This is a genomic window from Piscinibacter sp. XHJ-5 (assembly GCF_029855045.1).
Lineage (GTDB): Bacteria > Pseudomonadota > Gammaproteobacteria > Burkholderiales > Burkholderiaceae_C > Albitalea.
This window is the reverse complement of the sequence record NZ_CP123228.1, coordinates 2,284,799-2,308,781: the sequence shown is the minus strand read 5'-3', so window position 1 is coordinate 2,308,781 and position 23,983 is coordinate 2,284,799. Positions and strand designations below refer to the sequence as shown.

At 66.4% G+C, this 23,983-nt stretch carries 23 protein-coding genes and 1 pseudogene; 14 read left to right on the top strand and 10 right to left on the bottom strand.

Annotated elements, in window-relative coordinates; all coding sequences use genetic code 11:
- The first annotated feature begins 38 nt into the window (after nt 1-38).
- Nucleotides 39-413, top strand: coding sequence for a hypothetical protein (locus tag P7V53_RS10830; RefSeq protein WP_280155492.1), 375 nt, complete (start codon nt 39-41; stop codon nt 411-413).
- Nucleotides 414-692: 279 nt separating this feature from the next.
- On the top strand, nt 693-1,091 hold the full coding sequence (locus P7V53_RS10825; protein ID WP_280155491.1) for a hypothetical protein: 399 nt from the start codon (nt 693-695) through the stop codon (nt 1,089-1,091).
- On the opposite strand, the gene P7V53_RS10820 is transcribed toward P7V53_RS10825, so the two are convergent.
- From P7V53_RS10820 to P7V53_RS10810, 3 genes are read right to left on the bottom strand one after another with little or no spacing between them, the layout of a single operon-like run.
- Nucleotides 1,066-1,752, bottom strand: a complete 687-nt coding sequence (locus P7V53_RS10820) for a response regulator transcription factor (protein ID WP_280155490.1) — start codon at nt 1,750-1,752, stop codon at nt 1,066-1,068. The genes P7V53_RS10825 and P7V53_RS10820 overlap by 26 nt on opposite strands.
- Nucleotide 1,753: 1 nt before the next feature.
- Complete coding sequence (locus P7V53_RS10815) at nt 1,754-3,337, bottom strand: PAS domain S-box protein (RefSeq protein WP_280155489.1); 1,584 nt, start codon at nt 3,335-3,337, stop codon at nt 1,754-1,756.
- Between the two features lie 10 nt (nt 3,338-3,347).
- Nucleotides 3,348-3,980 carry a hypothetical protein gene (locus tag P7V53_RS10810; protein ID WP_280155488.1) on the bottom strand — a complete coding sequence of 211 codons (633 nt, stop codon included), beginning with the start codon at nt 3,978-3,980 and terminating at the stop codon, nt 3,348-3,350.
- A 172-nt stretch (nt 3,981-4,152) separates the two neighbouring features.
- On the opposite strand from P7V53_RS10810, the gene P7V53_RS10805 reads away from it, so the two are divergent.
- Nucleotides 4,153-4,371, top strand: coding sequence for a hypothetical protein (locus P7V53_RS10805; RefSeq protein WP_280155487.1), 219 nt, complete (start codon nt 4,153-4,155; stop codon nt 4,369-4,371).
- 106 nt (nt 4,372-4,477) lie between these two features.
- Here the strand turns inward: P7V53_RS10805 and P7V53_RS10800 are convergent, their stop codons facing one another.
- The gene (locus P7V53_RS10800; protein WP_280155486.1) at nt 4,478-4,849 is read right to left on the bottom strand and encodes a DUF1488 family protein; all 372 of its coding nucleotides are present in this window, start codon (nt 4,847-4,849) and stop codon (nt 4,478-4,480) included.
- A 218-nt stretch (nt 4,850-5,067) separates the two neighbouring features.
- Here P7V53_RS10800 and P7V53_RS10795 point away from each other — a divergent pair, with 218 nt between their 5' ends.
- From P7V53_RS10795 to P7V53_RS10785, 3 genes are all read left to right on the top strand, one after another.
- The gene (locus tag P7V53_RS10795; RefSeq protein WP_280155485.1) at nt 5,068-5,334 is read left to right on the top strand and encodes a hypothetical protein; all 267 of its coding nucleotides are present in this window, start codon (nt 5,068-5,070) and stop codon (nt 5,332-5,334) included.
- Between the two features lie 112 nt (nt 5,335-5,446).
- Nucleotides 5,447-5,635 carry a hypothetical protein gene (locus tag P7V53_RS10790; RefSeq protein WP_348273479.1) on the top strand — a complete coding sequence of 63 codons (189 nt, stop codon included), beginning with the start codon at nt 5,447-5,449 and terminating at the stop codon, nt 5,633-5,635.
- 3 nt (nt 5,636-5,638) lie between these two features.
- Complete coding sequence (locus P7V53_RS10785) at nt 5,639-6,379, top strand: DUF72 domain-containing protein (protein WP_280155483.1); 741 nt, start codon at nt 5,639-5,641, stop codon at nt 6,377-6,379.
- A 54-nt stretch (nt 6,380-6,433) separates the two neighbouring features.
- On the opposite strand, the gene P7V53_RS10780 is transcribed toward P7V53_RS10785, so the two are convergent.
- A complete protein-coding gene (locus tag P7V53_RS10780) occupies nt 6,434-6,664 on the bottom strand; it encodes a hypothetical protein (RefSeq protein ID WP_280155482.1) in 231 nt (76 codons plus the stop codon).
- A gap of 539 nt (nt 6,665-7,203) precedes the next feature.
- Here P7V53_RS10780 and P7V53_RS10775 point away from each other — a divergent pair.
- Nucleotides 7,204-8,592: a YhjD/YihY/BrkB family envelope integrity protein gene (locus tag P7V53_RS10775; RefSeq protein WP_280155481.1), complete on the top strand. Its 1,389-nt coding sequence runs from the start codon at nt 7,204-7,206 to the stop codon at nt 8,590-8,592.
- Between the two features lie 71 nt (nt 8,593-8,663).
- On the opposite strand, the gene P7V53_RS10770 is transcribed toward P7V53_RS10775, so the two are convergent.
- Nucleotides 8,664-9,695, bottom strand: a complete 1,032-nt coding sequence (locus tag P7V53_RS10770) for a helix-turn-helix transcriptional regulator (RefSeq protein WP_280155480.1) — start codon at nt 9,693-9,695, stop codon at nt 8,664-8,666.
- A 205-nt stretch (nt 9,696-9,900) separates the two neighbouring features.
- On the opposite strand from P7V53_RS10770, the gene P7V53_RS10765 reads away from it, so the two are divergent.
- On the top strand, nt 9,901-10,848 hold the full coding sequence (locus P7V53_RS10765) for an alpha/beta hydrolase (protein ID WP_280155479.1): 948 nt from the start codon (nt 9,901-9,903) through the stop codon (nt 10,846-10,848).
- Between the two features lie 77 nt (nt 10,849-10,925).
- Here the strand turns inward: P7V53_RS10765 and P7V53_RS10760 are convergent.
- From P7V53_RS10760 to P7V53_RS10750, 3 genes and pseudogenes are all read right to left on the bottom strand, one after another.
- A pseudogene (locus P7V53_RS10760) lies at nt 10,926-11,438 on the bottom strand (GNAT family N-acetyltransferase); the annotation flags it as partial.
- 168 nt (nt 11,439-11,606) lie between these two features.
- The gene (locus tag P7V53_RS10755; protein ID WP_280155478.1) at nt 11,607-13,187 is read right to left on the bottom strand and encodes a hypothetical protein; all 1,581 of its coding nucleotides are present in this window, start codon (nt 13,185-13,187) and stop codon (nt 11,607-11,609) included.
- 353 nt (nt 13,188-13,540) lie between these two features.
- A complete protein-coding gene (locus P7V53_RS10750) occupies nt 13,541-17,014 on the bottom strand; it encodes a winged helix-turn-helix domain-containing protein (RefSeq protein WP_280155477.1) in 3,474 nt (1,157 codons plus the stop codon).
- A 219-nt stretch (nt 17,015-17,233) separates the two neighbouring features.
- Here P7V53_RS10750 and P7V53_RS10745 point away from each other — a divergent pair, with 219 nt between their 5' ends.
- From P7V53_RS10745 to P7V53_RS10720, 6 genes are all read left to right on the top strand, one after another.
- The gene (locus tag P7V53_RS10745) at nt 17,234-17,509 is read left to right on the top strand and encodes a hypothetical protein (protein WP_280155476.1); all 276 of its coding nucleotides are present in this window, start codon (nt 17,234-17,236) and stop codon (nt 17,507-17,509) included.
- A 95-nt stretch (nt 17,510-17,604) separates the two neighbouring features.
- Nucleotides 17,605-17,943: a hypothetical protein gene (locus P7V53_RS10740; protein ID WP_280155475.1), complete on the top strand. Its 339-nt coding sequence runs from the start codon at nt 17,605-17,607 to the stop codon at nt 17,941-17,943.
- 37 nt (nt 17,944-17,980) lie between these two features.
- On the top strand, nt 17,981-18,790 hold the full coding sequence (locus tag P7V53_RS10735) for an ADYC domain-containing protein (RefSeq protein WP_280155474.1): 810 nt from the start codon (nt 17,981-17,983) through the stop codon (nt 18,788-18,790).
- Between the two features lie 54 nt (nt 18,791-18,844).
- Nucleotides 18,845-20,425 carry an ABC transporter substrate-binding protein gene (locus P7V53_RS10730; protein WP_280155473.1) on the top strand — a complete coding sequence of 527 codons (1,581 nt, stop codon included), beginning with the start codon at nt 18,845-18,847 and terminating at the stop codon, nt 20,423-20,425.
- 5 nt (nt 20,426-20,430) lie between these two features.
- The gene (locus P7V53_RS10725; RefSeq protein WP_280155472.1) at nt 20,431-21,468 is read left to right on the top strand and encodes an ABC transporter permease subunit; all 1,038 of its coding nucleotides are present in this window, start codon (nt 20,431-20,433) and stop codon (nt 21,466-21,468) included.
- A 32-nt stretch (nt 21,469-21,500) separates the two neighbouring features.
- Nucleotides 21,501-22,355, top strand: coding sequence for an ABC transporter permease subunit (locus tag P7V53_RS10720; protein WP_280155471.1), 855 nt, complete (start codon nt 21,501-21,503; stop codon nt 22,353-22,355).
- A gap of 10 nt (nt 22,356-22,365) precedes the next feature.
- Here the strand turns inward: P7V53_RS10720 and P7V53_RS10715 are convergent, their stop codons facing one another.
- On the bottom strand, nt 22,366-23,982 hold the full coding sequence (locus P7V53_RS10715; protein ID WP_280155470.1) for a hypothetical protein: 1,617 nt from the start codon (nt 23,980-23,982) through the stop codon (nt 22,366-22,368).
- Nucleotide 23,983: the final 1 nt, after the last annotated feature.

Sequence of the window (23,983 nt, the reverse complement as noted above, 5' to 3'; positions counted from 1 at the left end):
ATCAGCGTGCTTGGCGCCAGGATCTCGGGGAATACGCGTTGCTTGAGGATCTCGAAGACTTCCGCTTCGCGAAAGAACTTCGTCACGTTGATCAGGATGTCCTGGTAGAGCGCGTCCAGCTCACCGCGATCAATCCTGAGCCGTTCCACGTAGCCATCGAGGCTGCCCTCGTGCAGCATGAGGCGTCGCATGATGCGACGCCTGATGGTTGTTTCACGGTATGCACTGAAGTCCACACCACTTGCCGCACGCAAAAGACCGAGTACCAAGTTGAAGCGCTCGTCGTCGCCCTGCTCGACGGGCGCTGCGACATCCTCCTCGTCTCGAGTGGCGCTGAGGTAGGGATGCCGCCCCACACGTGCGAGCTCGCCCGCGATCCCCTTAGGGGGCAGCACAAGATCCACGCAACCTGACTGAACAGCGGCCTGGGGCATGCCGGTGAACTTGGCAGAGGCCTCGTCCTGCGCGAACGTGATGCCGCCGGCTGCCTTGATCTCTTCGAGCCCCTTGGTCCCGTCGGCGCCTGTTCCCGACAGAACGACACCGATGGCAGCGCTCGTCCGCCGGGCTGCGAGGGAGCCGAAGAAGTGATTGATCGGCAGGTGGGGACCGGGCCCGGGGCCCCGCGCTTCGGTCTGCAATCTGCCGTCGGCCGACAACGTGAGCGCGGTGTCCGGCGCGATCACGTACACATGATCCGGCTGGACGGACAAGTCATGCGCGGCTTCGACAACGGGCATGCGGGTCGACTTGGCGAGCAGATCGGCCAGCCTGCTGTCGTACCGGCGGTCGAGGTGCTGCACCAGCACGAATGCCATGCCGGTGTCTTCCGGCAGCGCCTGAAGCAACTCCATGAACGCTTCCAGTCCGCCAGCGGATGCGCCGACGCCGACCACGGGGAAGCTGACATGGAGTTCGTGGTTTGTCTCCGGCATGGAGGAAGTTTTCTTTCTGGAATCGGCGTGGGGCGCGCCGTTTCCCCCGGGGGCGTTGGCGGTCTGCGGAAACTGTACCGCGCCCGCTGCCTGAAGGTGTGCCATTCGATCTCTCTACCTTCTCCTGGCTTCACTCGGGGTCGTCGTCCTCGTTGAACCACTTTTCCACCAGCGCGTGCCGCACGATGTCCGCGCGACTTCGCAACCTGAGCTTGTCCAGTGCCCCGGCCTTGTAGCACTCCACGGTCTTTACGCTGATGCCCAGCTGGGCACCGATTTCCTTGTTGCTCTTGCCCCAGGCGACCAGCCGCAGCACCTGCTCTTCCCGCTCGCTCAAGGACGGCTGCGGCCGCTCCTGCCGAGCGCGCCCGGGCAACTTCGTCACGCTGGCCAAGAGCACGCCGGCGAGCGCAGAGTCGAAATAGGCGCCGCCGTCGGCAACCGTGCGGATGGCCCCGATCAAGGCTTCACCCGCTGCCCGCTTGACCACGTAGCCGTGGGCGCCGGCGCGAATCATCCGTCGCAAGTAGCCCGGGTCGCCATGCCGCGTCAACGCCAGCAGGCGTACCTCCGGACACGCGAGATGGATCTTCTCGGCAGCCTCGATGCCCCCACCCAGCGGCATCGACACGTCCAGTACCGCGACGTGCGGCCTGAGTTGCTCGGCCATCTCGACGGCCTCGCGCCCGGAGCGGGCATGCCCCACGACTTCCATGTCGGGCTGCGCGCCGATCAGCACCGCCAGTCCCTCACGCACCATCGCATGATCGTCGGCAAGCAGTACGCGCCAGCGCGCCGTCGTCGCCAGAGCAGCCATGTCAGGGGTGGTCCTTGTCCGGCAACGGAATGGTCAGATAGAGCGTGGCGCCCGCGCCGAGGCTTGTCTCCACCTCGATCCGACCGCCACTCAGCGCCGCTCGTTCGTTCATGCCGCGCAGGCCGAGTCGGCGGCCTGGCGGCTCGCCCGAAGGGCATTCCAGCGCGGACTGCAGCTCGAAGCCGCGGCCGTCGTCCTCGACGATGGCGCGAAGCTGGTTCGCCCGTTTCTCGACCACCAGGCTCACCCGCGTCGCGTGCGCGTGCTTGCGCACATTCGTCAACGCCTCCTGCACCACCCGGTACACCGTGGTCTCCACCGCGGGGTCGAAGCGCCGCCCGCGCAGCCCGTGGGTGTGGATGTCCAGGACGATGCCGCTTTCCTCGGACCAGCCGCGCGCATGGTGGCGCAGCGCGTCGTCCAGGCCGAGGTCGTCCAGATTGGCAGGGCGCAGCTCGTGCGAGAGTCGGTCGATATCGGCGTCCAGTTCCTGCGTGGCACGCTGCAGCTGCGCCAGGCGCGGCAGCAGCGCCGTCGGCAGCCCCGGTTCGCTCTCGATCGCCTTGAGCGTCAGGTTGATCGCCGTGAGGTGCTGGCCCGCCGTATCGTGCAGCTCGCGCGCGATGCGACGGCGCTCTTCCTCCTCGGCATTGACCAGCTGTCCGAGCAGCTCGCGCACGTGTTCCTCGGCGGCGGTTCGTTCGGCCACCTCGTTGCCGAGCACCATGCTGGCATGCTCCCGCGCCTCGGTCCGCTCGCGCATGTGCGCTTCCAGTTCGTCGTGCGCCTCTCGCAGCTCGGTCTGCGCATCTTTTCGCGAAGTGATGTCGGCAAGCGTGCCTACCATGCGCAACGGACGGCCTTTCGCGTCGCACTCGGTTTGAGCATGGCTGGCCACCCAACGCAGCTGGCCGTCGGGACGCACGATCCGATATTCGGCATGGAAAGGTCGTGCGTGACGAGCGGCGTCCTCGGACTCCCAGATCACCTCCACGTCGCGCGGATCGACGAGTCGGCGCGCGCAAGCCGGGTCGCCGGCAAGCTGCTCGCGCGTCAGCCCGGTGATGCGCAGCACTTCATCGGAATAGATGAGTTCGCCGGTGTCCAGGATCCACTCCCACAGGCCGAGGCCGGCCGCGTCGAGCGCCATTCGCAACCGTTCCTCCCTCTGCACCATCGCCGCTTCCGCTTCTCGCTTGCGCGCGTCGATGTCAACCAGCGCGGCGATCGCATGGCGCGGACGGCCCGCGCTGTCGCGCACCATGCTCACGTTCATCATGGCCCACGCCGGGGAGCCATCGGGGCGGAGCATGCGCTTCTCGATGAGCACCTCGGTTACCTCGCCGGCGGCGAGGCGCTCGAATTCGGCCTCGAGGGCGTGGCAGTCTTCAGGATGCGCGAAGTCGAGCAAGGGGCGGCTCAGCAGCTGCGCGCCGGGCCGCCCGAGCAAAGTCGTGAACGACGAATTGACTCGCACGATCCGGCCATCGGCCGGATCCGCCAGCGCCATGGCCACCCCCGTGCTTTCGAACCACTCGAGGACGTCGACGTCCGAGGTGCGAGTCGGGTCAGGCCTGGATGACACGGCACCACCTTCAGGCGGGGACAGGCCGTTGCGGACAACGGATGGTGAGCCAATCGGCGCTCGGGCCCGCCCGGTAGCTCGATCCGCGCCGGTACGCCAGGACGCCGTCGTACCCGAGAGCCAGTGCCTGGCAGGCCAGCCACTTCCCTTCGGTGTGCAGCGTGCGCCACAGGCGAAACGGTGTTCCTTCGCGGTCCATGGGCAAGCGCGCCAGCAACTCCCGTCGACGCCACCAAGCCAGCTGCCGCACGTCGTCACCCGCGAAGACGAGCACATCCTGCACGCAAAACACGGCGTTCGGCTGACCGGGTTCGAGGCCTGGTCGCAACGCTCTCGCATGCAGGCGCCGCGGATCGTTCCGGCCGGCGGCGTCGAGCACGCAGATGTGGCCGTCGACGACCATGCGCGGCACGTTCATCGCTTGGAGGGTGCTGCTCACTTCAGGGAACCAGTCGGAGACATCCAGTCCCCGGCTGCTGCGCAGCTCACCGGCGCCCTCGCCAAAATCGGCCAGCATGCGGTAGCCGTCGCAGCTGAACGAGAAGTCCCAATCGACATCGATGAACGGCCGGATGCCCTGCATCGGCTCCATCAACCGCAAATCCTGCATCGCCGGCAACATGGATGGGACGGGGATGACCATGACGCGTACCTTGGCGCATGGTACTCAGCATGCTGCGTGCCCGCAGGGACGCCATCACTCACCGCAGGGGTGACGCTCCCCTCGGGCTTTCCCCGAGGCAGGACTCCCCCTTCCCCGGTTTCGCGCATTCCGCAATGGCATATCGTCCCTCGACTCAACTCGGAGAGTTCCCATGTTCAAGTCGGTCGGCGCCGACCGGAGCGCTGGCGTCGAACAGCATCGGTGGGTGGGGCGGTGCGTGGAATCCCTGTCCGAACTGTGTCCGGCGATCGCCGCCGACGAAGCGCGTCTCATGGCGCAAGCCATGTGGACAATCCCGCGTTTTCGCAGTCGCGGCCCGGATGCGGTGGCTGCATTGCTGGCAGGCGACTCGATCAGTGAACCGGCTTGAAGTTCGACCCCGGAAAACACCACGAGCGGACGCGGCGGGTCGGGCTGCGATGTCGCGCATACCCTGTGCCCAACGTCCATGCAGAGATGGAAAGCCCGCAGCGCATTCAGGTAGGGCCTGCAGCAAGCGCGTCGGCAACGTTGGACAAAGTATTCCCGGCCAGATTCGAGTCCGGATTGTCCGAACCTCCGAGAGCTTCGAGGACCCGGCGCGCGGTGCTCTGCACGCGTTCCCATCGCCGCGGATCGAGGACTATGACAACGGCCCCCGGACTCTGGCGGCACAGCTCAGCAGCCGCCTCGTCGATCTCGTCAGCGTGGTTGCGATATGCGCTCAGCCAACTCGACGGCGTGCCGTCGGCCTCGAACACAGCGTCGAGCGTCTCTCCCGGGATGAACACGCGTCGAGTGATGGCCTGCTCGACGATCGAGAACTCCACCCCTTCAACGACGCGGCACAGTCGCACTGATTCGCCCACGACTCGCTTCTCCCCTTTGAACCGCCTCAGGTATGCCTAGCGGCGCACAGGCCGGGTAGCGGGGAATTGCCCGGGCGACCCGGGGATATCCCGGTCCGCAATCGTCCGATCGACGCATCGGCGGCACATGCCTTGCCAGGATTGAACTCGACGACATTGTCGCGAGAGCCGATCCGCCGCCCCTGGCTTTTGATCAGTTCCTCCATGGAGATCAGGACATGAACGCTTTTCACAGGGCCCGAGCGGCCGTACTCGCAATAGCCGCGGTCGCATTGCTCATCGCGTGCCAGGGTCGCGACAACACCGGCGCGGCCGGAGGCGGCGGCACCGCCACCAGTCGTGGGGGCGACGCCGCCAACACCGGCGTCAAGTCGACGTCCGGCACCGACGGCAGCACGTCGTCTACCTCGGGCAGCGGGACGTCGTCCGGCGGCGTCACCACGGCGACCGGCGCTGGCGCGTCCGCGAGCGCAGCCAGTCGCTGAGCGAGCCTGCGAGGCGCTGCTGTCGCCTCACACGTGCTGGATGGCCGTGAGCCGCGAATCGGCGGCTTGCCAAGGCGCCCGAGGGTGATCGAGCATGCAAACGCTGGATGACATGTTGAACCTGAAGCTGCTGACGGCCAGCCAGCATGCTGAAATCGGCGCTTGGATCGCGCAGGCGCGAACGCCCGAGGACATCATGCAGATGCCGCCCGCGCTGTGGCGCAGCCTCGAACTTGCGAGCGTGCTGATGGGCTTCGACGCCGACATATCGCAAGCGCCCTTGCTGCAACTGGATCCGTGACGCATGCGCATCGGCACCGCCGGCTGGTCGATCTCGCGCGAGGCCGCCGGCTCTTTGCCGGGTGAGGGCCAGCATCTGCAGCGCTACGCGCGCGTGCTGAACTGCGCCGAGATCAACTCGTCCTTCCATCGCAGCCACCGGCTTCAGGTCTATCAGCGCTGGGCCGCCCAGACACCGCCCGGCTTTCGGTTCTCGGCCAAGCTGCCCAGAAGCATCACCCACCAAGCACGCTTGCGCCGTGCGCGCAAACCACTGCAGGACTTTCTGGCAGAAGTCGCCGGGCTGGGCGATCGGCTGGCGGTGCTGTTGGTGCAACTGCCGCCGGGGTTCGCTTTCGAAGCTCGGCCGGTGCGCGGATTCTTCAGCTTGCTGGCCGAGTTGTTTGCGGGCTCGGTGGTCTGCGAACCGCGGCACGAGAGCTGGTTCCTGCCGTCGGCCGAGCGCGCACTGGCTGCACTCAAAGTGTCACGCGCCGCGGTCGACCCCGCGCGCTGGCCGCAGGCGGCACGGCCGGGCGGTTGGCTCGGTCCACGAGGTGACGGCAACGGGGCCCTGCTGTACCACCGCTGGCATGGCTCTCCGCGCATGTACTGGTCGCGCTACGAGCGGCCATGGGTGAGCGAACGTGCGAGCGAGCTGAGAGCGTGGCCGGCCGACGCCGACTGCTGGTGCATCTTCGACAACACCGCTGGCGGCGGCGCGACATCCAACGCGCTGGAACTGCAGCAGATGCTGCAGAGGTAGGCTCCAGCAGCGAATGCGCGACCTGGCCGCCTCTGCCGCAGACGGGTACGCTGCCTATGGCGTGACACCCATCGCAATGCTCTGTCTAGCGCGCATTTGCGGGTCGACATGAGCCAGGCCGGCCGGCCATTCGGCATCTGCAACCACCACGGGATCGGCGTGGCCATGGAGCTCCCACACGTCGGCGGCCTTGGCAGCGACCAGCGCTTCGTCGCAGGCCATGCCGAGCTGCGTCATTCGTGCAACGAAGCGGTTGATCCAGTCGGTCCGTGATTGAGCGGTCATGCAAGCAAGCGCCATGAAAATGTTTGGCAGCGCAGCCGACGCTGAGCAATTCACACTCCCAACGCCTCCTGCGCGCACGCGTGGCAGCTGAATTGCCTGTGCCAATACCGCCCGAGGTCGAATCGTCAACGGTCAGGAACCGCCTGCTTTCGCCCTCTTGCCCGGATTCTTCTTGTGTGTGGCTTTGCCGCGTTCCAGACTGACCTTCTGGCCCTTCGGCCGGGTCTGCGGTCCGGCGGCTGCTGACGCGGCTTCGCTCGGTTTGGATTGCCCTGCGCCTTGTCCACCGACGTCTGCTTTGCTTGGCTTCTGGCCTGACTTGGACATGATGTTCCTTCGAGGTTGAGCACGGAACATGGTCCGACCACTCGCCCCGGCGCGCGAGCGGACAGCGCGCCGCCGCCGCATAGGAGTCCGCCTATTCGAGTCCCGACTCTTCAGACGAAGTTGGAAGATCCCATTGGCCGCGCCTTCCTCGCGAAACCCGAGGCACACCACTTGCCGAAGCCGCGTCAGGAGTTCCGGCTTCGGAGGCGGCCATGAATGTCAGCAAACTCGTTTCGTTGGTGAAGGAGGCAGCCAACGCCTGGGTGGAGGACCGGGCCGCCAGCATGGGCGCGGCACTGTCGTACTACTCCGTGTTCTCGTTGGCGCCGCTGCTGTTGATCGTCATCGCCGTTGCAGGATTGGTATTCGGGCGGGAGGCGGCACAAGGAGCCATCGTCGGCCAGTTGCAGGGGCTGCTCGGCAATAACGGCGCCGAGATCGTGCAGGAAATGCTCAAGAGCGTTTCCGAACCCAAGGAGGGGATTCTCGCGACGGTGACTGGCCTGCTGCTCCTGCTCGTAGGCGCTACCACCGTCTTTGCCGAGTTGCAGGACGACCTCGACCGCGTGTGGAAGGCGCCCGCACGCGCCAAGCCGTCCGGCCTTTGGGGCTGGGTGCGCTCGCGCATTCTCTCGTTCGGCATGATCCTCGCCATCGGATTCCTGCTGCTGGTGTCGCTGGTGGTCACCGCGGCAATCTCGGCGTTGGGCGACTGGTGGGGACCCATGTTCGGCGGCTGGGAGACGCTCGCGCAGGTCGTCAACTTCCTGTTGAGCTTCGGACTCGTGACCGCGATGTTCGCGTTCATCTATCGCTTCATGCCGCACGTGCGCATCGAGTGGCGCGACGTGTGGACGGGTGCCGGTGTGACCGCCCTGCTGTTCACAGTGGGCAAGTTCGTGATCGGCCTCTATATCGGCAAGAGCAGCGTCGCGTCGGGCTTCGGCGCGGCAGGTTCGCTGGCCGTGCTGCTGCTCTGGGTCTACTACTCCGCGCAGATCTTCCTGTTGGGCGCCGAATTCACTTGGGTGTATGCGCATTCGCTGGGCTCGAGGCGCGAGAAGCCTGCCGTGCAGGAGGCGGCATCGTCCGCCGTACCGACCGCCGCCGAGCCGGCGAGCTCGCAGATCGCATCTGCCGGTCTGGCGGCAGCTGACCTTGGCTCGCCGGCACGCCCACTCGCCCGTGCGCCCGTGCGCGTCGACGAACCGGAGGCCCAGGGACTGGCGGGCCTGGTCCAGCGAAATCTTCTGCGTGCGATCGGTGTGTCCGCGTTGCTGGGAGCAGGTGCCGCGATTGCCACCGGGGTCATGCAGAAGCGAGTCGCCCTCCGCAGCTGGCAGCGAAGGCATCCCGTGCAGGCGGCGCTCGGGCGCCGACCTGTGCAGCACAAGGAGGTCACACCCCCGCTCCGCCGGACATTCGCGAACGCCCATGCGCCGAGTCCTCTGAGAAGGGGTCGCCGACCCACGCCCGCGGGGGCTGCCTGGGCCGTCGCAAAGATGGTCGGGACCGTTGCGTCGAGCTCCGTCCTCGCAGCCGTCCTTCGCGCGCTCAAGCAGGGTTGGAACACCCGGTCGGCACGGCGCGCGTCAGGCTGACGGGCAACCGAGCTGGCGCTCCAGGGTCGCATCGAGGTTCTTGACGAAGCGACTCCTGCATGGGCTTGCGACTACCGGTTGTGTTCTCGTCCCTCCGCCAGCAATCGATGTGTCAGTTCGACCCGGTTGCTGACCTCAAGCTTCGCAAATACATGCTGCAGGTGCGTGCGCACCGTCCAGTAACCGAGGCGCAGGAGTCGGCCAATCTCCTGATCTGTCATGCCTTTGACCAGCAACTCGCAGATCTGTGCTTCACGCGGCGTCAGGCCGAAGCGCTCGCTGCGGACTGCTTGCGACGGGTGAGCCGACTCCATGGGCACGAGCTGAACCAGCGCTGTGCGCGTGTCGGCGAGGCGCAGGACGCACAAAGTGAAGTCGCACCAGCGCAGGGGTAGCGAGCTGCTGGCGACTGTTCTCAGGCAATGCTGCAAGGCCTCTTGCTGCGGCGGCGACAGGCTGCGCAGCAAGCGCCTCGCTGCGTCATTTGCCTCGGACTTTGCGTCGCCGTCCAGCAGGAAGCACGGCCAGCGATGCTGCTGTAGCGAATGCATCACGGCATCGACCGACGGGGGCGCGGTGCTGCGCGGCGTGATCATCGCGTTGAGCAGATAGGGTCGAAGCAGGTTCAGCAGCGTGATCTCCCGCTCGCCCAGTGGCGTGCGCCCTGCGGCGCGCCACACGCGCACATCGCCGACGTTGCGATGGCCACGGTACACGTACAGGTCGATGCCCTCGACGGTGCGATAGGGCTTGAGGAATTCGTTGAAGTACGCCGTGCGATGAAGTTCGTCGCGCCGCATCGCGGCGTAGATATGGCTCGCGCCGCGCCGTCGGCGCAATCTCGGCGAGATCGGATCGATGAACTGGAAGTGGCGTACGTACTGGTCGGCCATCCCGGGGTCGCGGCCGACGCAGTGCGCCGCCTCGAAGGAAGAGGCCTCGGGATTCCAGCGCGTGCTGCCAATGAAGTCTGCGTTGAACAACTGCAGCATGTCCTCGGCAACCACCGGATCGGCAAGCAGGCCGCAGGGCGATGGCCGCGACAGTTGCGCAGCCAGTCGCATGAGGCGACGCGATTCGTTGGCCGTCAGCGCATATGACATGGAGAACCCCCTCCGACCCAGCCTGACATCCGCGGCGCGTGCGCGGCATCCCAGATTTCAGGGACAGTGCGCACGGCGCGGGCTCCCTAGACTGCCCCGCATGAACCGCAGACATTATCTCCAGCTCAGCTTGAGCGCAGGCCTTCTTGCTGCGCTGGGCGCGTGTGGCGGTGCGACTGGCGACTCGACCAACGGAGACACTCGCATGCTCATTCAGCGCAACGTGACCACGGCCGACGGTATTCGTCTGAACGTGGTCGAGGCGGGGAATGCCTCGGGCCCAGCCATCGTGTTCGTGCATGGCATCTCGCAGTCCTGGCTGTCGTGGATTGCCCAGCTGAGCGACGATGGCTTGCGGGCGAAGTACCGCCTGATCGCCTTCGACCTGCGCGGGCACGGAGAGTCCGAGGGCTCGAACGTCGCGCTCGACAGCCAGGGCAAGCCGATGGCGCTGCTGGCCGACGCGAAATTCAACGACGGCAACACGGCCAGCACCTCGGCGTTGTGGGCTGGCGATCTGGCAGCCGTGATCTCGGGCCTGGGTCTGCAGTCGCCGCTCGTCGTCGGCTGGTCGTACGGCGGCGTGGTCGTTGCCGACTACATCGCTACGAACAAGGGGCTGGGTGCCGTCGGCAAGGCGATGCTGCTGGCCACATCGCCCGTGCTGCTACCGCCGGGCACGACGGATGGTGGGGCCGATACGGTGTTCAGCGGCGCGACGCTTCAAGCGCTGCTCGGCACCACGGCGATGAACCCGCTGACGGGACACCGGAACACGAGCGGGGAGATCGCGGCGGGCCTGTGCGCCTTCGTCGAACTGTGCCTTGCCGACGGTTCGACGCGCGCGCCGGCCACGACCGCCGAAGTTCAAGGCATTGCGGGCTTCAACCTGTTCACTCCGGCCAACGTGCGGCTCGACATCGTGGGTCGCGCATTCGATCACCGTCCAGCCCTGGCGGCACTCAGCGCCAGTGAGAAGGCGCGTGTCCTCGTCGTCGCGCCGCAAGGCGACTCCGTCCTGCAACCGAACCTCGTCAGGCCTTACTGGGATGCGACCGGGCTTGCCTACAGCGCGATCGCACTCGAAGGCCACCTGTATCACTACCGCAATGCGCCGCGCTTCAACGCGGTCTTGACGGATTTCGCCGGGTGACCCAGCGCATCCGGGCCTTGCTGGCGGAGGTCCGCTGGAGCGAAAGGTGAGGCCGCATTCTCTGCCGCCAGCGCGAGCGACTGCCGTGTGCACCGCATGAGCAGCGCCGGCCCGTCTGGTGTGATGACCGGCGTGACGGCCCGAAAGCCCGCTGCCGCATAGCACCGAACGGCACGCAGGTTCGTGGGGTCAGGATCCGTCTGAATGACAGAAACCCCTGCATCGCCGAACAGGCGGCTGACGAAGGCGCGGATCATTCGACGCCCAATGCCCTGGTTCAGCTGGCGCGCTTCACAGAGGAACTGGTCGATCCCGCGGGCGCCGGGGTCCGTTTCGTCTTCCCACCAACCGCCGCCAGAGCCCATGACTACGTAAGACTGGATGAAGCCGATTGGCTCGGCACCAAGCTTGGCGATGTACGCGCGCGTGGCGTTCGGTTCACCGGCAGCCAGGATGTAGTCGGAGTGCAGTTCCGCGATCGACTCTGCATCGCCCCACCACTGTGCGACGTGAGGACGAAGAAGCCACTCGCGAAGCATTGGCAGATGCTGCTGCGTCAGCGGATCAAAACGGAAGTCAGGCGAGCTCAAGGCGGCAGATGGAGTCAACGGGTCCGAAAGGGGAAGTCCATGAGCATTCTCTACATTGGCATCGATCTCGCCCAGAACGTATTCGCCGTGCGGTTGACTTGCTACGGTCTCCATCGGCCAAGTCCACGTCGCTCGCGGCTGCCTTTCGGTCGGTCATCGTGCTCCACGTCATCGCGGATCCCCGACGCGCACAGCGTAGAAACCGAATGGCGGCCCGCCCGCGGTGAATGTTCCGGACATGACCGCCGGTTCATGTCCGTTGAGATATCCCGATAGCGTCTTGGGAGTGGGCGTTGCGATGGTGAACGTGAAGGCGCGCGGATTGGGACCGATCGTGCCGTATGCCTTGTATGTGTTCCCGATGCCATCCGAGAATGTCCCTTGCACCGCATCGCCCGAGGTGTTGAATTTGTCCAGTGTGAGCGTGCCTGCAATGCCGTCTGCACTGAGCTGCCACGTGCCCCGATAGGCCGACACCGCGTTGCTCGGCACGCCCTTGAGGCTGCGACTCTTCAGCGCCGTAAACGCATAGGTGCTTCCATCCCGGTTGTCGAGCATCGAACCTGCAATCGCCTCGATGTCCTTCGACAAGATGAAGCCGGTGAAGTGCATGCCTTGCAGGACGGTCGCCGGTTGGTCGGGCACATTCCAGTCGATGTAGAAGTCGATCCTGTTGCCATCCATCGCGCCGTTCACACGCCTTGCCACGCCGTCCGGGCCGAAATACGTGCCGATACGGCGATCCGGCGCGCTAGCCGACCCGTCTCCCGGAAGCCTGTAGATGTCCAGCGTTCCTCTCCACCCGTCGTGGTCGAGATTCCAGCGACCCAGGAAGAGCTGCCGGTTCTCGAACGTTCCGAACCGCGCATGGGGATCGGCAACGTCCAGCACGACGCCGGCGTTGTCGACCAGTCCCTGCAGCACCCAGTCGTAGCTGAACCGGTCGAACTGCTGGCCGCCCCATTGGTTCTTCACGAGGAACACGCGTTGCGCGTCGTCATATCCGACCATGAGCATCCCGTGCGCCTTCCCCAGGGACGTGGGCCCCGGGTTCCATATGCCGTCCTCGGAGGGATCCGGCCCGGTGAGCTTCACGACGAAGGCAACTTCGCGATTCGCCGAAAGCTGGGCGCGAAACCAATCGAGATTTGCGAGATCGGCCGGGCTCGCCATCGTCGTGCTCGTGGGCCGATAGCGGGCATTCGCGAGCGCAGCGAGCGGCAGCACCGTCGCGACGATCGGAGACGGTGTGCTGTAGGTGCGCGGCATCGAGCTGAGCATGAAGTCATCGAGGTCGCGCTGCAAGGTTTGAACCGAGACGCCATTGGGGCTCGTCCAGCCGGCAAGGTTCTGCCAGCTCCCGTCACCGATGTACGGCAAGCTGCTTTCCGGAGGCAGGCCGTAACGGCCCAGCACCGCGAACTGCCACCCGATGGTGCCCCCGCCATTGGTCTCCGGTTGAATCTCGGCGAAAGGCAGCGGTTGATTGAAGTTGAGCCAGAAGGACTTCTGGACGTGGTTGAGGTATTGCTCGGACAGGTCGAGGGAGAGCCCGTACTTGCGCATGTATGCGGCCTCGACGGCTGCAACCGCCGCAAAGACGGTGCACGTGTCACGCGCACCCTGGTTGCGAAACGGCGTCTGAGTGGCCGTCAGGTCGACTTTCGACGGCAGGCTGCCGGAAGCAGGCATGGCGTTGGCCAGCAGGACGCTCCCGGCGACCAACGATGCCGTGGCAAGACGAAGCATGAGCGCGCATTGCATGTGAGTTTCCCGATTGAGGATGAGAAGGAGTTCGTGCGGCGCCGGTCAGGGTCGCTCGATCCCAAGCGCGCCGAGAGACTCGATGTGCATGGGAGACTCCTGGGTTGAAGGGTGACGTCGGGGATGCGACGGGCACACTGTCGCGGCCGGGCACCCATCCCGTCATCAAGCGATCTCAGGCAGGACTGAAACGTTGTGAAGCGGAGTGAGCGCGCCCCGCCCCGGCCGGGCAACGGCGTCCAGCGCCACGCCCTCCCGACTCCATTGCGGGGTCAGTTTGATATCACCGGCGACTGCGACGTCCTGTTCGGCATGCAGGCGACGGAAAGGCCCGTACGCTATGCCTCCCGCGCCGCGACGCGCTTGCGCGACGCATGCCTCAACATGGCCTCGGCCATCGAATAGGCCTGCGTATCGGACAGTTGCGCGCCGGCCGATGTCAGCGCGGAGAGCGTCGAAGCACCCAGTGCCTTGCGGATCGACTCTCTCGCGAGTTGCACGGCATGCAGTTCGTTGGACTGCATCTGCAACCCGGTCGCCGAGCACCAAGCGTTTACGTAGCCCAGCATGCGGGCCGCATCTTGGTGTTGCGAGAGCCCGGTTGCCAGCAGCGCGAGGTGGCACAGGAACCACCCGGACAGCCGGTGCCGCCACACGTGCGGCAGTGCATCCAGCGCAACGGCACGCGCCGACGCCAAGTCACCGTGCCTGACCAGCGCCGCACACAGATTGAGGAACGCCACGGCGTTCATTTGCGGCAGTCCCAAGGCACGCGTTTCGGCAACCGCCGCGCGTCCGAGCGCGATCGACTCTTCGAACTCGCCGGCCATCAGCGCGGCGTCGGCAAGGTTGGTGCGAACGTTCGCCGCCTGGCAAGGTGAGCCGGCCTGCTCGGCGAGCGGGAGCTGCTCGCGCAACGCGGCACGGTAGGCATCGGCGTCGCCGCGATACATCGCCACCTCCTTGCAATGCTCGGCGGCGAGCCAGTGCAATCTCGGTGGCCAATCCGGCAACCGCAGGGCAACGGCCTCGGCCAGGGCCTCGTTGGCCGCCTCGAACGAGCCGGCCATGGCTCTCACGGTCGCGAGCGCAAGCAGCGCCTGATAGGTCCGACGCCGATTGTTCAGCATGCGGCAGTCGTCGAGTGCCTGCCGCGCCGCAGCATCCTTCGGGATGGCCGGAATCTTCTCCACGAACGAGTGCACGAGCTGCAAACCGATGCGGGCGCGCGCCAACGGGGACGCATGGGGCAACAACACGATGGCAGCATGCAACCAGGGCATCATGGCCACGAAGCTCGCGCGCAGGTGATCCAGCTTGAACAGGCCTTCCAGTGTTGCCGCCCCCACATCGGGATCGACCTGCCGGCACGCCCACGCGAACGCCGACTGCAGATCGTCATAGTCCGGCGCGTAGAGCGCCAGCCACGGGCCATCGGCCAAGGACCAATAGTCGCGCTCCAGCTCATCGGCGCGCTCGGCCATCGCCTCGCCGTGGCGTCGCTGCACCTGCGGCCCCTCACCATGCTCGGCGAGCCGCTCCGCGGCGAACAGGCGTGTCGTCTCGAGCAGTCTGTAGCGGGTCGGATTTTGCGGCTGGGAAGACGGCTCTACATGAACCAGCGACTTGTCCACCAGCCCGGACATCGCATCGACGACGCTCCACTCGTCCAGCGAGGCACATGCGGCCACGTGCCGGGCCGATTCGAGGCGGAAGGTCGCGACAAACACCGAGAGTCGCCGCAGCACCGCCTGCTCCTCCACGGTCAGCAGTGAATGACTCCACTCCAGCGTTGCCTGCAGCGTTCGCTGCCGCGCAGGTGCGGAGCGGCTGCTGCTCTTGAGCATCCGCAAGCGTGCCGCCAGCCGCGCATCGAGCTCCGCCAGGCCAAGAAGCGGCAGCCGGGCGGCGGCCATCTCGAGGGCGAGGGGGATGCCGTCGAGACTGCGGCATACACGGATCGCGGTCGCCAGGTTGTCGCCGCTCAATGCGAAATGACGATCAGACGCCTTCGCGCGTCGCTCGAACAATTGCAGCGCGCTGCAATCGCGCGCCTCGTCCAGCGAAGCGCCCTCGGGCGGGACAGTCAGCGGCTCGAGCCGATAGACCTGCTCGTCTGCCACCTTGAGAGTCTCGCGCGACGTCGAGAGGATCCGCAGCTTCGGGGCGCGTCCCAACGCCGCTTCGATGAGGCCGGCGAGCAGGCCAACCAGCGCCTCGCAGTTGTCCAGCACCAGGACCGTCTCGCGCGCAGCGAGCGCATCCAGAAGCAGCTCGCGCGAATCACCTTGACCCGGCTGCAACCCGGCAGCGTTGGCGATGGCCAGCTCGACGCTCTCGGCCGAGCCCGCCGCTGCCAGGTCCACCCACCACACGCCGTCCGCATACCGGCCCACAAGCCGCCGTCCCAGCGCCTGCGCGACGCTCGTCTTGCCGATGCCGCCTGCGCCCAGGACGGTGACGAGCCGATGCCTGGACACGAGCTCGTCCAATGCATCGATGTCCAGGCTGCGGCCGAAAAGCGCTTCGGCTGCAGCTGGCAGATTCGTGTGGCGCACGGTGGGGACATCGGTGGCGCGGCTCGGTTCCGGCGCAGCCGTGATGACGGATGCGGCTGACTTCCCGTCGTCGAGCTGCGCGACGAACCGGTAGCCTTTTCCCGGCACGGTTTCGACGGCTTCAGGCCCGATGAGCTTGCGCAAGGTGGAGATCTGCGTCGGCAGGTTGTTCTCTTCGACCACCAGCCCGGGCCAGACCAGGTCGAGCAGTTCGTTCTTGGTCACGACGCGCTCTCGATGCTCGATCAGCGCGAGCAGGACATCGAAAGCGCGGGGTCCCACCTTCACCGGTTCACCGGCCACCAGCAGCAGGCGTTCCGCGGAGCGAACTTCGCAATTCCCGAACCGATGACCGGTTCGCTCGGCCGCGGCCGGCACAGGCTCCCCGGGCGCTGGAGGCTCACCGGCGTGGTAAACGCGAACGGCCCGTGAGATGTTCTTGACGTTCTGCTCGCCGGCGAATCGGAACTGCATGGGCAACCGGCCGTCGACCTGGTCGAAAACCGACCCCGAAATGCAGACGCCGCCCGGCTCACCGAGTGCCTGCAGCCGCGCCGCGACATTGACGCCTTCGCCATAGAGCGCACCGTCCTGCTGGATCACGTCGCCCACGTTCAGGCCGATGCGCAGCACCATGCGTCGGTTCTGCGCGATGGACGCATTGCGCTGCGCCAGCGCCGCCTGGACCGCTGACGCGCAGCGCACCGACTCGACCGCGCTCGGAAACTCGGCCAGCAGCGCGTCTCCCGTGGCGTCGACCAGCTTGCCGCCGTGGTGCGCCACTTGCTGAGCAACGACACCGCGCACGGCCACAATGGCATGGAGCGTCGCGACATCGTCCTCGCCCATGAGCCGCGAATACCCGACGACGTCGGCACTCATGATCGCGGCGAGCTTGCGGGCCGAGGGCGCGACTCCTTCCGTTGCGGGAACGAGCGGCACGACGTCCCCGCACTCGCTGTCCAGGGGCATTGCGAACTGGTAGCCACGCCCTGCAATCGTCGCAATCGCCTGCGCACCGAGCAACGCTCTGAGGCTGGACACCTGGGTTTGCAGGTTGTTCTCGCTGACCACGAGGCCGCTCCATACCACCTCCAGGAGCTCCGTCTTCGTGGCTACCCGGTCCCTGCGCTCGATCAGCGCCAGCAGCAGATCGAAAGCCCGGGCCCCCAGCGCAACGGGCTGGCCGTCGACCAGCAGCAGCCTTTCGTCGGGCCGCACCTCGCAGCGGCCGAAGCGAAACGATGGCGCCAAGGAGCCCTCCTTGCACGGACATGCGCGTGCCAGCGAATTTAGCGCGGAAGCTGCATCGCGGGGCAATTCGATCTGGCCGTGACGGGCGTATCGCCATGCGCGAGCGTTTCAGCAACTTCCAGGATGTCTTCAGCTGGATTGAGGACACCCCGTGCCGTCCGGCGAGACAGTGCGCACTCCTTTCAACGCATCGCCGGATGCATCAACGCGAGGTTCTCCATGACCACCCATCGTCGCCTGCTCAGAGTGTTCAGCGCCATCGCCGCTGGAGGGATCACCTGGTCCCTGATGGCTGCGGTTGTTTCGCTTGCCGATCGGCCACCATCCGCCATGGCCCGGTCGCATCACGGTTCTGCCGTGGAGCGGTCCGCCGCGTCGGCGCAACGGCCCGAGGGCGGGCGACCGGTCGTCGCAGCGCCGGATTCATTCCAGGACCAGATGTCGCCCGCCGAGCCGAGCGATGTCGCCGCTGCCAGATTGTTTGAGAACCTTTGAGTCCGGCTGGAAGACGCACGACGCCTGCTTCACCGACAGTGACCTCCGGGCTGACGAAACGGCCCTGCTCCCACCCCCAACCTGAGGACTGAACCATGAACCCGACCTTCCGCACGCTTTGCGCCACCGCCCTGACCGCCCTGTGCATGACGGCCACGCTTTCGGCCCATGCCCAGCCCAACGACGTCGGCGCGCAAGGCGGCGCGATTCTGTCCAATGGCACCTCCGCCAACGGCATCTCGACCAACGACTTCTTGCGCTGCCCCGCGATGATGGTCGCCGACCCGAATGCGCAAGAAAGCGAGCCGTCCGACTTCCGGCTGTGGTCCTCGCGGCAAGTGATGGATCGGTGCCTGCGCGACGTCTCGAGGGGCTCGCTGGCGCAGCCGACATCGATCCGCCTCCTGGATCGGGGCGAGCTCAGGCTGCGCTAGGCCCTGCCATCGACCGACGCATTGCCGGAGAACCACCATGGGTGCATTGCCGACCGCTTGCCTTGTCGCTCTGTTCACCGCCTGGTCCGGCACTGCGACGATCGCCGCGGAGCCCACCGCTGCCTTGCGGGCCGAAGGCACCGAATGGGTGCTTCAAGCGCCTGACGGATCGCGGCTGCGATCGGCGGATCTCGTGGGCGCGCAGATCCGCCTGGACAGCGGCGCCCTGCTGCGCATCGATGCCGTCGAGCCGGTCCGTGCACAGGGCCGCAGCTGGTGGGCCCACCACCTCTCGGTGAAGTGGCCAGGGAAGGAGTGGCAGCCGCTGTGCCGGCCCCACAGCGATGGCTCGCGCCATGCCGTCGTCCTGCCTGGCCGCGAACGGGCGGACGGCTCCCTGGCGGCCGAAGCCGGCGCGTTCGCGATCAGCTGCACCGGCGGTGCGCTTGCGAAGTGCCTGGCCGTCGGGTACGCGCCCTGGCAGCCAGCGCCGGGCAGCGGGACCCTGCTCGCCGCCTTCAACGCCTGCGTGCGGATGGTCCGCGCCGACTACACCGGGTCGGGCATGCCGTACACGGTCGATGGTCGCCGCATCAAGGTGCACGACCGGCTCGGAATCGCGGATCCCGTCGAAGCGCCCGATCAGGCCTTCGAGGCGGGCTGGGACGAGCATGGCGCTGTCTGCGTCCACCATGTGCGGGTGGCCGGCAAGGCGACGTTGAGTGCCCTGGAGGAGCGTTCGGCCCGCTTGCGCGGAAACGTCGGCGCCGTCTGCACCGAGGCCCATGCACGTGCGCTGGGCGCGCTGGTGTTCAATCGGTCGGACGCCCCTGAAACGCGCCGGTGAGCGCAGAATCCCTGCGCGAAGCCGCCGCCAGGCTCGCCCAGGGAGGGTCGCTCCATGCGTCGTCGTATCTCCACTCGCGCGATCGGCCTCGTGGCCATGCTCGGACTGTGGGGCGGCGCATGGGCCGCGAAGACACTGACGGTCTGCACGGACGCTGCACCCGACGGGTTCGACATCGTCCAGTACGAGCTGCTGGCCACCGCCGACGCGTCCGGTGTGCCGATCTACGACCAGCTGCTCATGTACAAGCCCGGCACCACGGAACTGGTGCCGGGCATTGCCGAAAAGTGGGACGTCAGCGCCGACGGCCGGGAGTACACGCTGCAGCTGCGCGCCGGTGTGAAGTTCCACAGCACGCAATGGTTCACGCCCACGCGCGAGCTGAATGCGCAGGACGTCGTGTTCTCGATCAGCCGCATGCACGACAGGTCGCACCCGGCACACGGCTCCGCCCGCAACGGCTATGTGTACTGGGCCGGCATGGGCATGTCGTCGCTGCTGGAGCGTGTTTCCCGCGTGGACGATCGCCGCGTCCGCTTCACGCTCACGCGCCCCGACGCCACGTTCCTCTCCTTGCTCGCCATGCCGACCATCGGCTCGGTGTATCCGGCGGAGTACGCGCAACAGCTGCTGAAGGCCGGCAAGCCCGAGCAGCTGAACACCTTGCCGGTCGGCAGCGGCCCCTTCGTCTTCAGGAGCTATCAGAAGGACGCCGTGGTGCGCTATGCCGCGAACAAGGCCTGGTGGGGCGGTGCCCCGAAGATCGACAACCTCGTCTTCGCCATCACCGTCGATGCCGACACGCGGGCGCAGCGCGTCAAGGCCGAGGAATGCCTCGTCGGAGTCGACATGAAGGCGCAGTCGGTCGCCGCGTTCGAGGCCCACCCTCGCGTGAGCATCATCAAGCACACTCCGCTGGTCACGTCCTACCTCGCGCTGAACACGCAGCATGCAGGGCTTTCCGACGTGCGTCTGCGCGAAGCCTTGTGGCTCGCGATCGACAAGAAAACCTACATGCAGGCCTCGTATGCGGGCTTCGCGACCGCGGCGGCGAGCTTCCTTCCGCCGGGCATGTGGAGCCGCGATGCCGGCTTGCCCGATCGCCACGATCCCGAGCGGGCGAAGCAGCTGGTCAAGGCGAGCGGCTACGACGGCAGGGAGCTCACGATGTTCTTCGCCAACGGCGGCAGCCGGCTGCGCGCCGCCGAGCTGATGCAGGCGGATTGGGCGAAGGTGGGCATCCGCGTGCGCACGCGGGCGATGGAGCAAGGCGAGATGTACAAGCGATCGGGCGAAGGCGAGCACGACATCGTGCTGCTGTCCTGGTATGGCGACAACGGCGATCCGGACAACTTCTTCAGCCCGAACCTCAGCTGCGCGGCGGTCGAGAGCGGCGGCAACAAGTCGCGGCGGTGCAATCCGCGCCTGGACGAGCTTCTCAAAGCGGCCACCCGGACCAGCGATCGGAAACAGCGGGCCGCCCTCTACGTGCAGGCCCAGCGCATCGTGTACGACGAGGTGAGCATCATCCCGCTCGCGCACGGGATGGTCATGACGGCGGTGAACCGGCGCGTCCGCGGCTTCGTGCCCAGCCCCTTCGGGAGCAGCGACTTCCGCCACGCGAGCGTCGACTGATCGCCATGATCGGCTTCGTGCTCCGTCGCGCGGCCTTGATCGTGCCGACGTTCGTCGGGGTGACGTTGCTGGCGTTCTCGTTGATTCACCTGATCCCGGGCGATCCGGTCCTCGTCATGGCCGGAGAGCGACGCCTGGATCCGGTCTTCTACGCCGAGGTCTACCAACGCCTCGGACTCGACCGTCCGCTGCACGAGCAGTACTTCCACTATCTGTCGAGGACGGTGCGACTGGACCTCGGCGAGTCCTTCGTCACCCATGCGCCGGTGTGGACCGAGTTCGCGACGCTCTTTCCCGCGACCGTGGAGCTCTCGCTCGGCGCGATGTTGTTCGCCACGGTCATCGGGATTCCCGCAGGCATCACGGCCGCCGCCAGGCGTGGGTCCATCGTCGACCATGGGCTGATGGGCCTGTCGCTCGCGGGCTTCTCCATGCCGATCTTCTGGTGGGGACTTCTCCTGGTGATGCATTTCTCGGTTCACCTGCGAGAGATCGGATCGGTGTTCGCCCTGCCGGTGTCAGGGCGTGTGGCCCTGGAGTTCGAAGTACCAGCCGTTACCGGGTTCATGCTGGTCGACACCTGGCTGTCCGGCGAGCCCGGCGCGTTCCGCTCAGCGTTGGCGCACCTCGTGCTTCCTTCGATCGTGCTCGGCACCATTCCGATGGCGGCCATCGCGCGCATGACACGCTCGTCGATGCTCGACGTGCTCGGGGAGGACTATGTTCGCACCGCCCGCGCCAAAGGGCTGCCCACGCGGCGTGTGGTGTTCGTCCATGCCCTTCGCAACGCGCTGTTGCCGCAGATCACCGTGCTCGGACTGCAAGTCGGCACACTGCTGGGCGGCGCCGTGCTCACCGAGACCATCTTCTCGTGGCCCGGAGTCGGCAAGTGGCTGATCGACGCCATTGCCCGGCGTGACTACCCCGTCCTGCAGGGCGGCATCCTGCTCGCGGCAGCGCTCATGATGTGCGTCAATCTGATCGTGGACGTGATGTACGGATGGGCCGATCCGCGCATTCGTCGTGCGGGTCGATCGGCATGAGCATGCCAGCCCCGGGCACGCGCCATGCCGCCATGCCACCCGGCGGCTGGCGAGGCTTTGCCAGGAACAAGGCAGCCGTCGCTGCATTTGCCTACGTGATGCTTGTGGCGCTGTGCGCCCTGTTCGCCGGCATGCTGTCTCCCCACGACCCGATCGTGCAGTACCGGGACGCCCTGCTCAGCCCGCCCGCATGGGACGGCGGAAGCAGCCGCTTCTGGCTCGGCACCGACGCCACCGGCCGGGATCTCGTCTCACGCCTGCTTCATGGCGCGCGCGCATCGCTGGCGATTGCACTGGGCGCCGTGATGCTGTCGGCGCTTCCCGGGATCGCGCTCGGCCTGATGGCCGCCTTCTGGCCGAGGCCGCTCGGCACGGTCATCCTGCGGGTGACCGACGTTCTCCTGTCGCTGCCTGCCCTGATCCTGGCGATCGCCCTCGTGGCCGTGCTGGGCCCGGGGCTGTTCCATACGACCGCGGCGATCGCGCTCGTCGCCATGCCCGGCTATGTGCGCCTCGTGCGAGCGTCGGCGCTGGGCGAAATGGCCAAGGACTATGTCACCGCCTCGAAGCTCTCGGGCGCCGGCACGCTGCGCCTGATGTTCGACACCGTGCTGCCCAACTGCATGGGGCCCGTGATCGTCAACGCCACCATGGGCTTTTCCGACGCCATTCTTTCGGCTGCCGCGTTGGGATTCCTCGGTTTGGGCGCACAGCCGCCGATGCCGGAATGGGGAAGCATGCTTTCGGCCGCGCGCGACCACATCGAGAACGCCAGCTGGGTCGTGACCATGCCGGGCCTGGCCATCCTGAGCACCGTCCTGGCAATCAACATGGTCGGGGATGGCTTGCGTGATGCGCTGGATCCGCGACTGAAAGCCGTTCGCTGATCGAGTCGCCTCACGGGCAGGCACCGGTTGCCGCGAGAAGTGGCGGATCGGCCACGGCCGGCTTGCTTGGATCGACGGGCACGGTGACCTGGACCTGGCCGCGGACGGTGTGATTGGCAGAGTCGCTCACGCGAAGGGTCACGGTGTACACCCGCCCGTTCAGCGCCCTGTTGGCGGACGCGCGCAGCTGCACCGATTCGCATAGGCCGGCGATCGCGATGTCCGGCGAGGAACGCAGCGACACGTCGAGAGTGACGGGGGCGGCTTCGTCGCTCGTGACCCGCTCGATGCGCACCCGGTTCATCAGGTCGCCATCCTCGTAGTCGGTGGCGCTTTGCACCAGGTCACGGATCGTGACGGTGCGGTAGGTGCCGTCGGGGGGCGAGAGCACGAGCGGCTTTCGGAGCACCAGCTGGGGAGGGTCGTCGTTGAAGGCGATGTTTGCTCCGACGATGTCCTGGTCGTTGGGCGACCAGACCATGCGCACACGGCCTTCGCCGGGTGCCAGGGTGATGTCGTTCAAGGTCTCGTTCACACCGGTCGTCGCCGTGATCGGGTAAAGAAGGTTCGCCGCGACGTCGTAGACGTAGACGTCCGCAGTGGTGGCGCCGGGCGCAATGGATTGGAACGCGATGAAATTGCCCGCCACGCGCGGGTTGAGTTGCTCGCCCGGAATTTCGACTTGTGTCACTTTGCCGGTGGACACCGATCGAATGAAGATGTCGAGGTCAACGGCGCCATTGCTGACATAGGCGACAAATTTGCCGCTCGTATCGACAGAGGGTCCGTCGCAACGACCACCGACATAGGAGGAAGTGTAGGCAGTGCTCGCGATGGCCGAGACGGCCCAGGAGCCGTTCGCCAGGATGGCCTGGTAGTGGGTGCACATCCCACCCGCGTCGATTCGCCAGCCGATGACATTGCCGTCCGACGAGACGCTCACGGGAGTCGTTCCCAGCTGTACGCCGCTGTAAGTCCCCAGGATCCAACGCTGGCGCAGCGAGCGGCTCCACGCGACGACTTGAGTGTCCAACAAGGATGAGCTTGGCCAGCTGGAAACGCCTGGATGGTCGATGTACGCCACCGTGTCTCCGCCGACTGCGGATCCGAAGCGAAACGGCGAGGCTGCAGGGTCGACCTCGGTCAAGGCGGACTTGACGACATCGAATTCCATGATCCGCGATGTAACTGCGTGCTGACGTGTGAAGACAATCGTGCTGCCACTGACGTCAGGCCAGAGGTCCAGCGAGAGGTCAAATGGATCATCGGAGAACGCGTTCGAGATCGCGGTGCTGACGCCCGTCTTGAAGTCGAAGTAGCGAATCTGCGGGATCACGGTGCAATCGGTGTACGCCACGAGGGTGCCGCTGATGTGCGGATCCAGTTGCTGGCCGGGCTTGTTGTCAATCGTCACCAGCGACATGTGCGCCACGTTGGCCATCGTCGGAACGATGGCCATCGCCAGCGTCGGCGCCAGCGAGGCGGCAAGCACCAGCACAGCGAGTCGCGCCGACGCCCTGCGTGAACGCACCGGCCCCGCTCCTTCTCCTGCTTGCGTAGAGCGACCGATTGCTGCTGTCGATGGCGACGCAAGGCGCACCCATCGCGCCATCAGATATCGAACCATG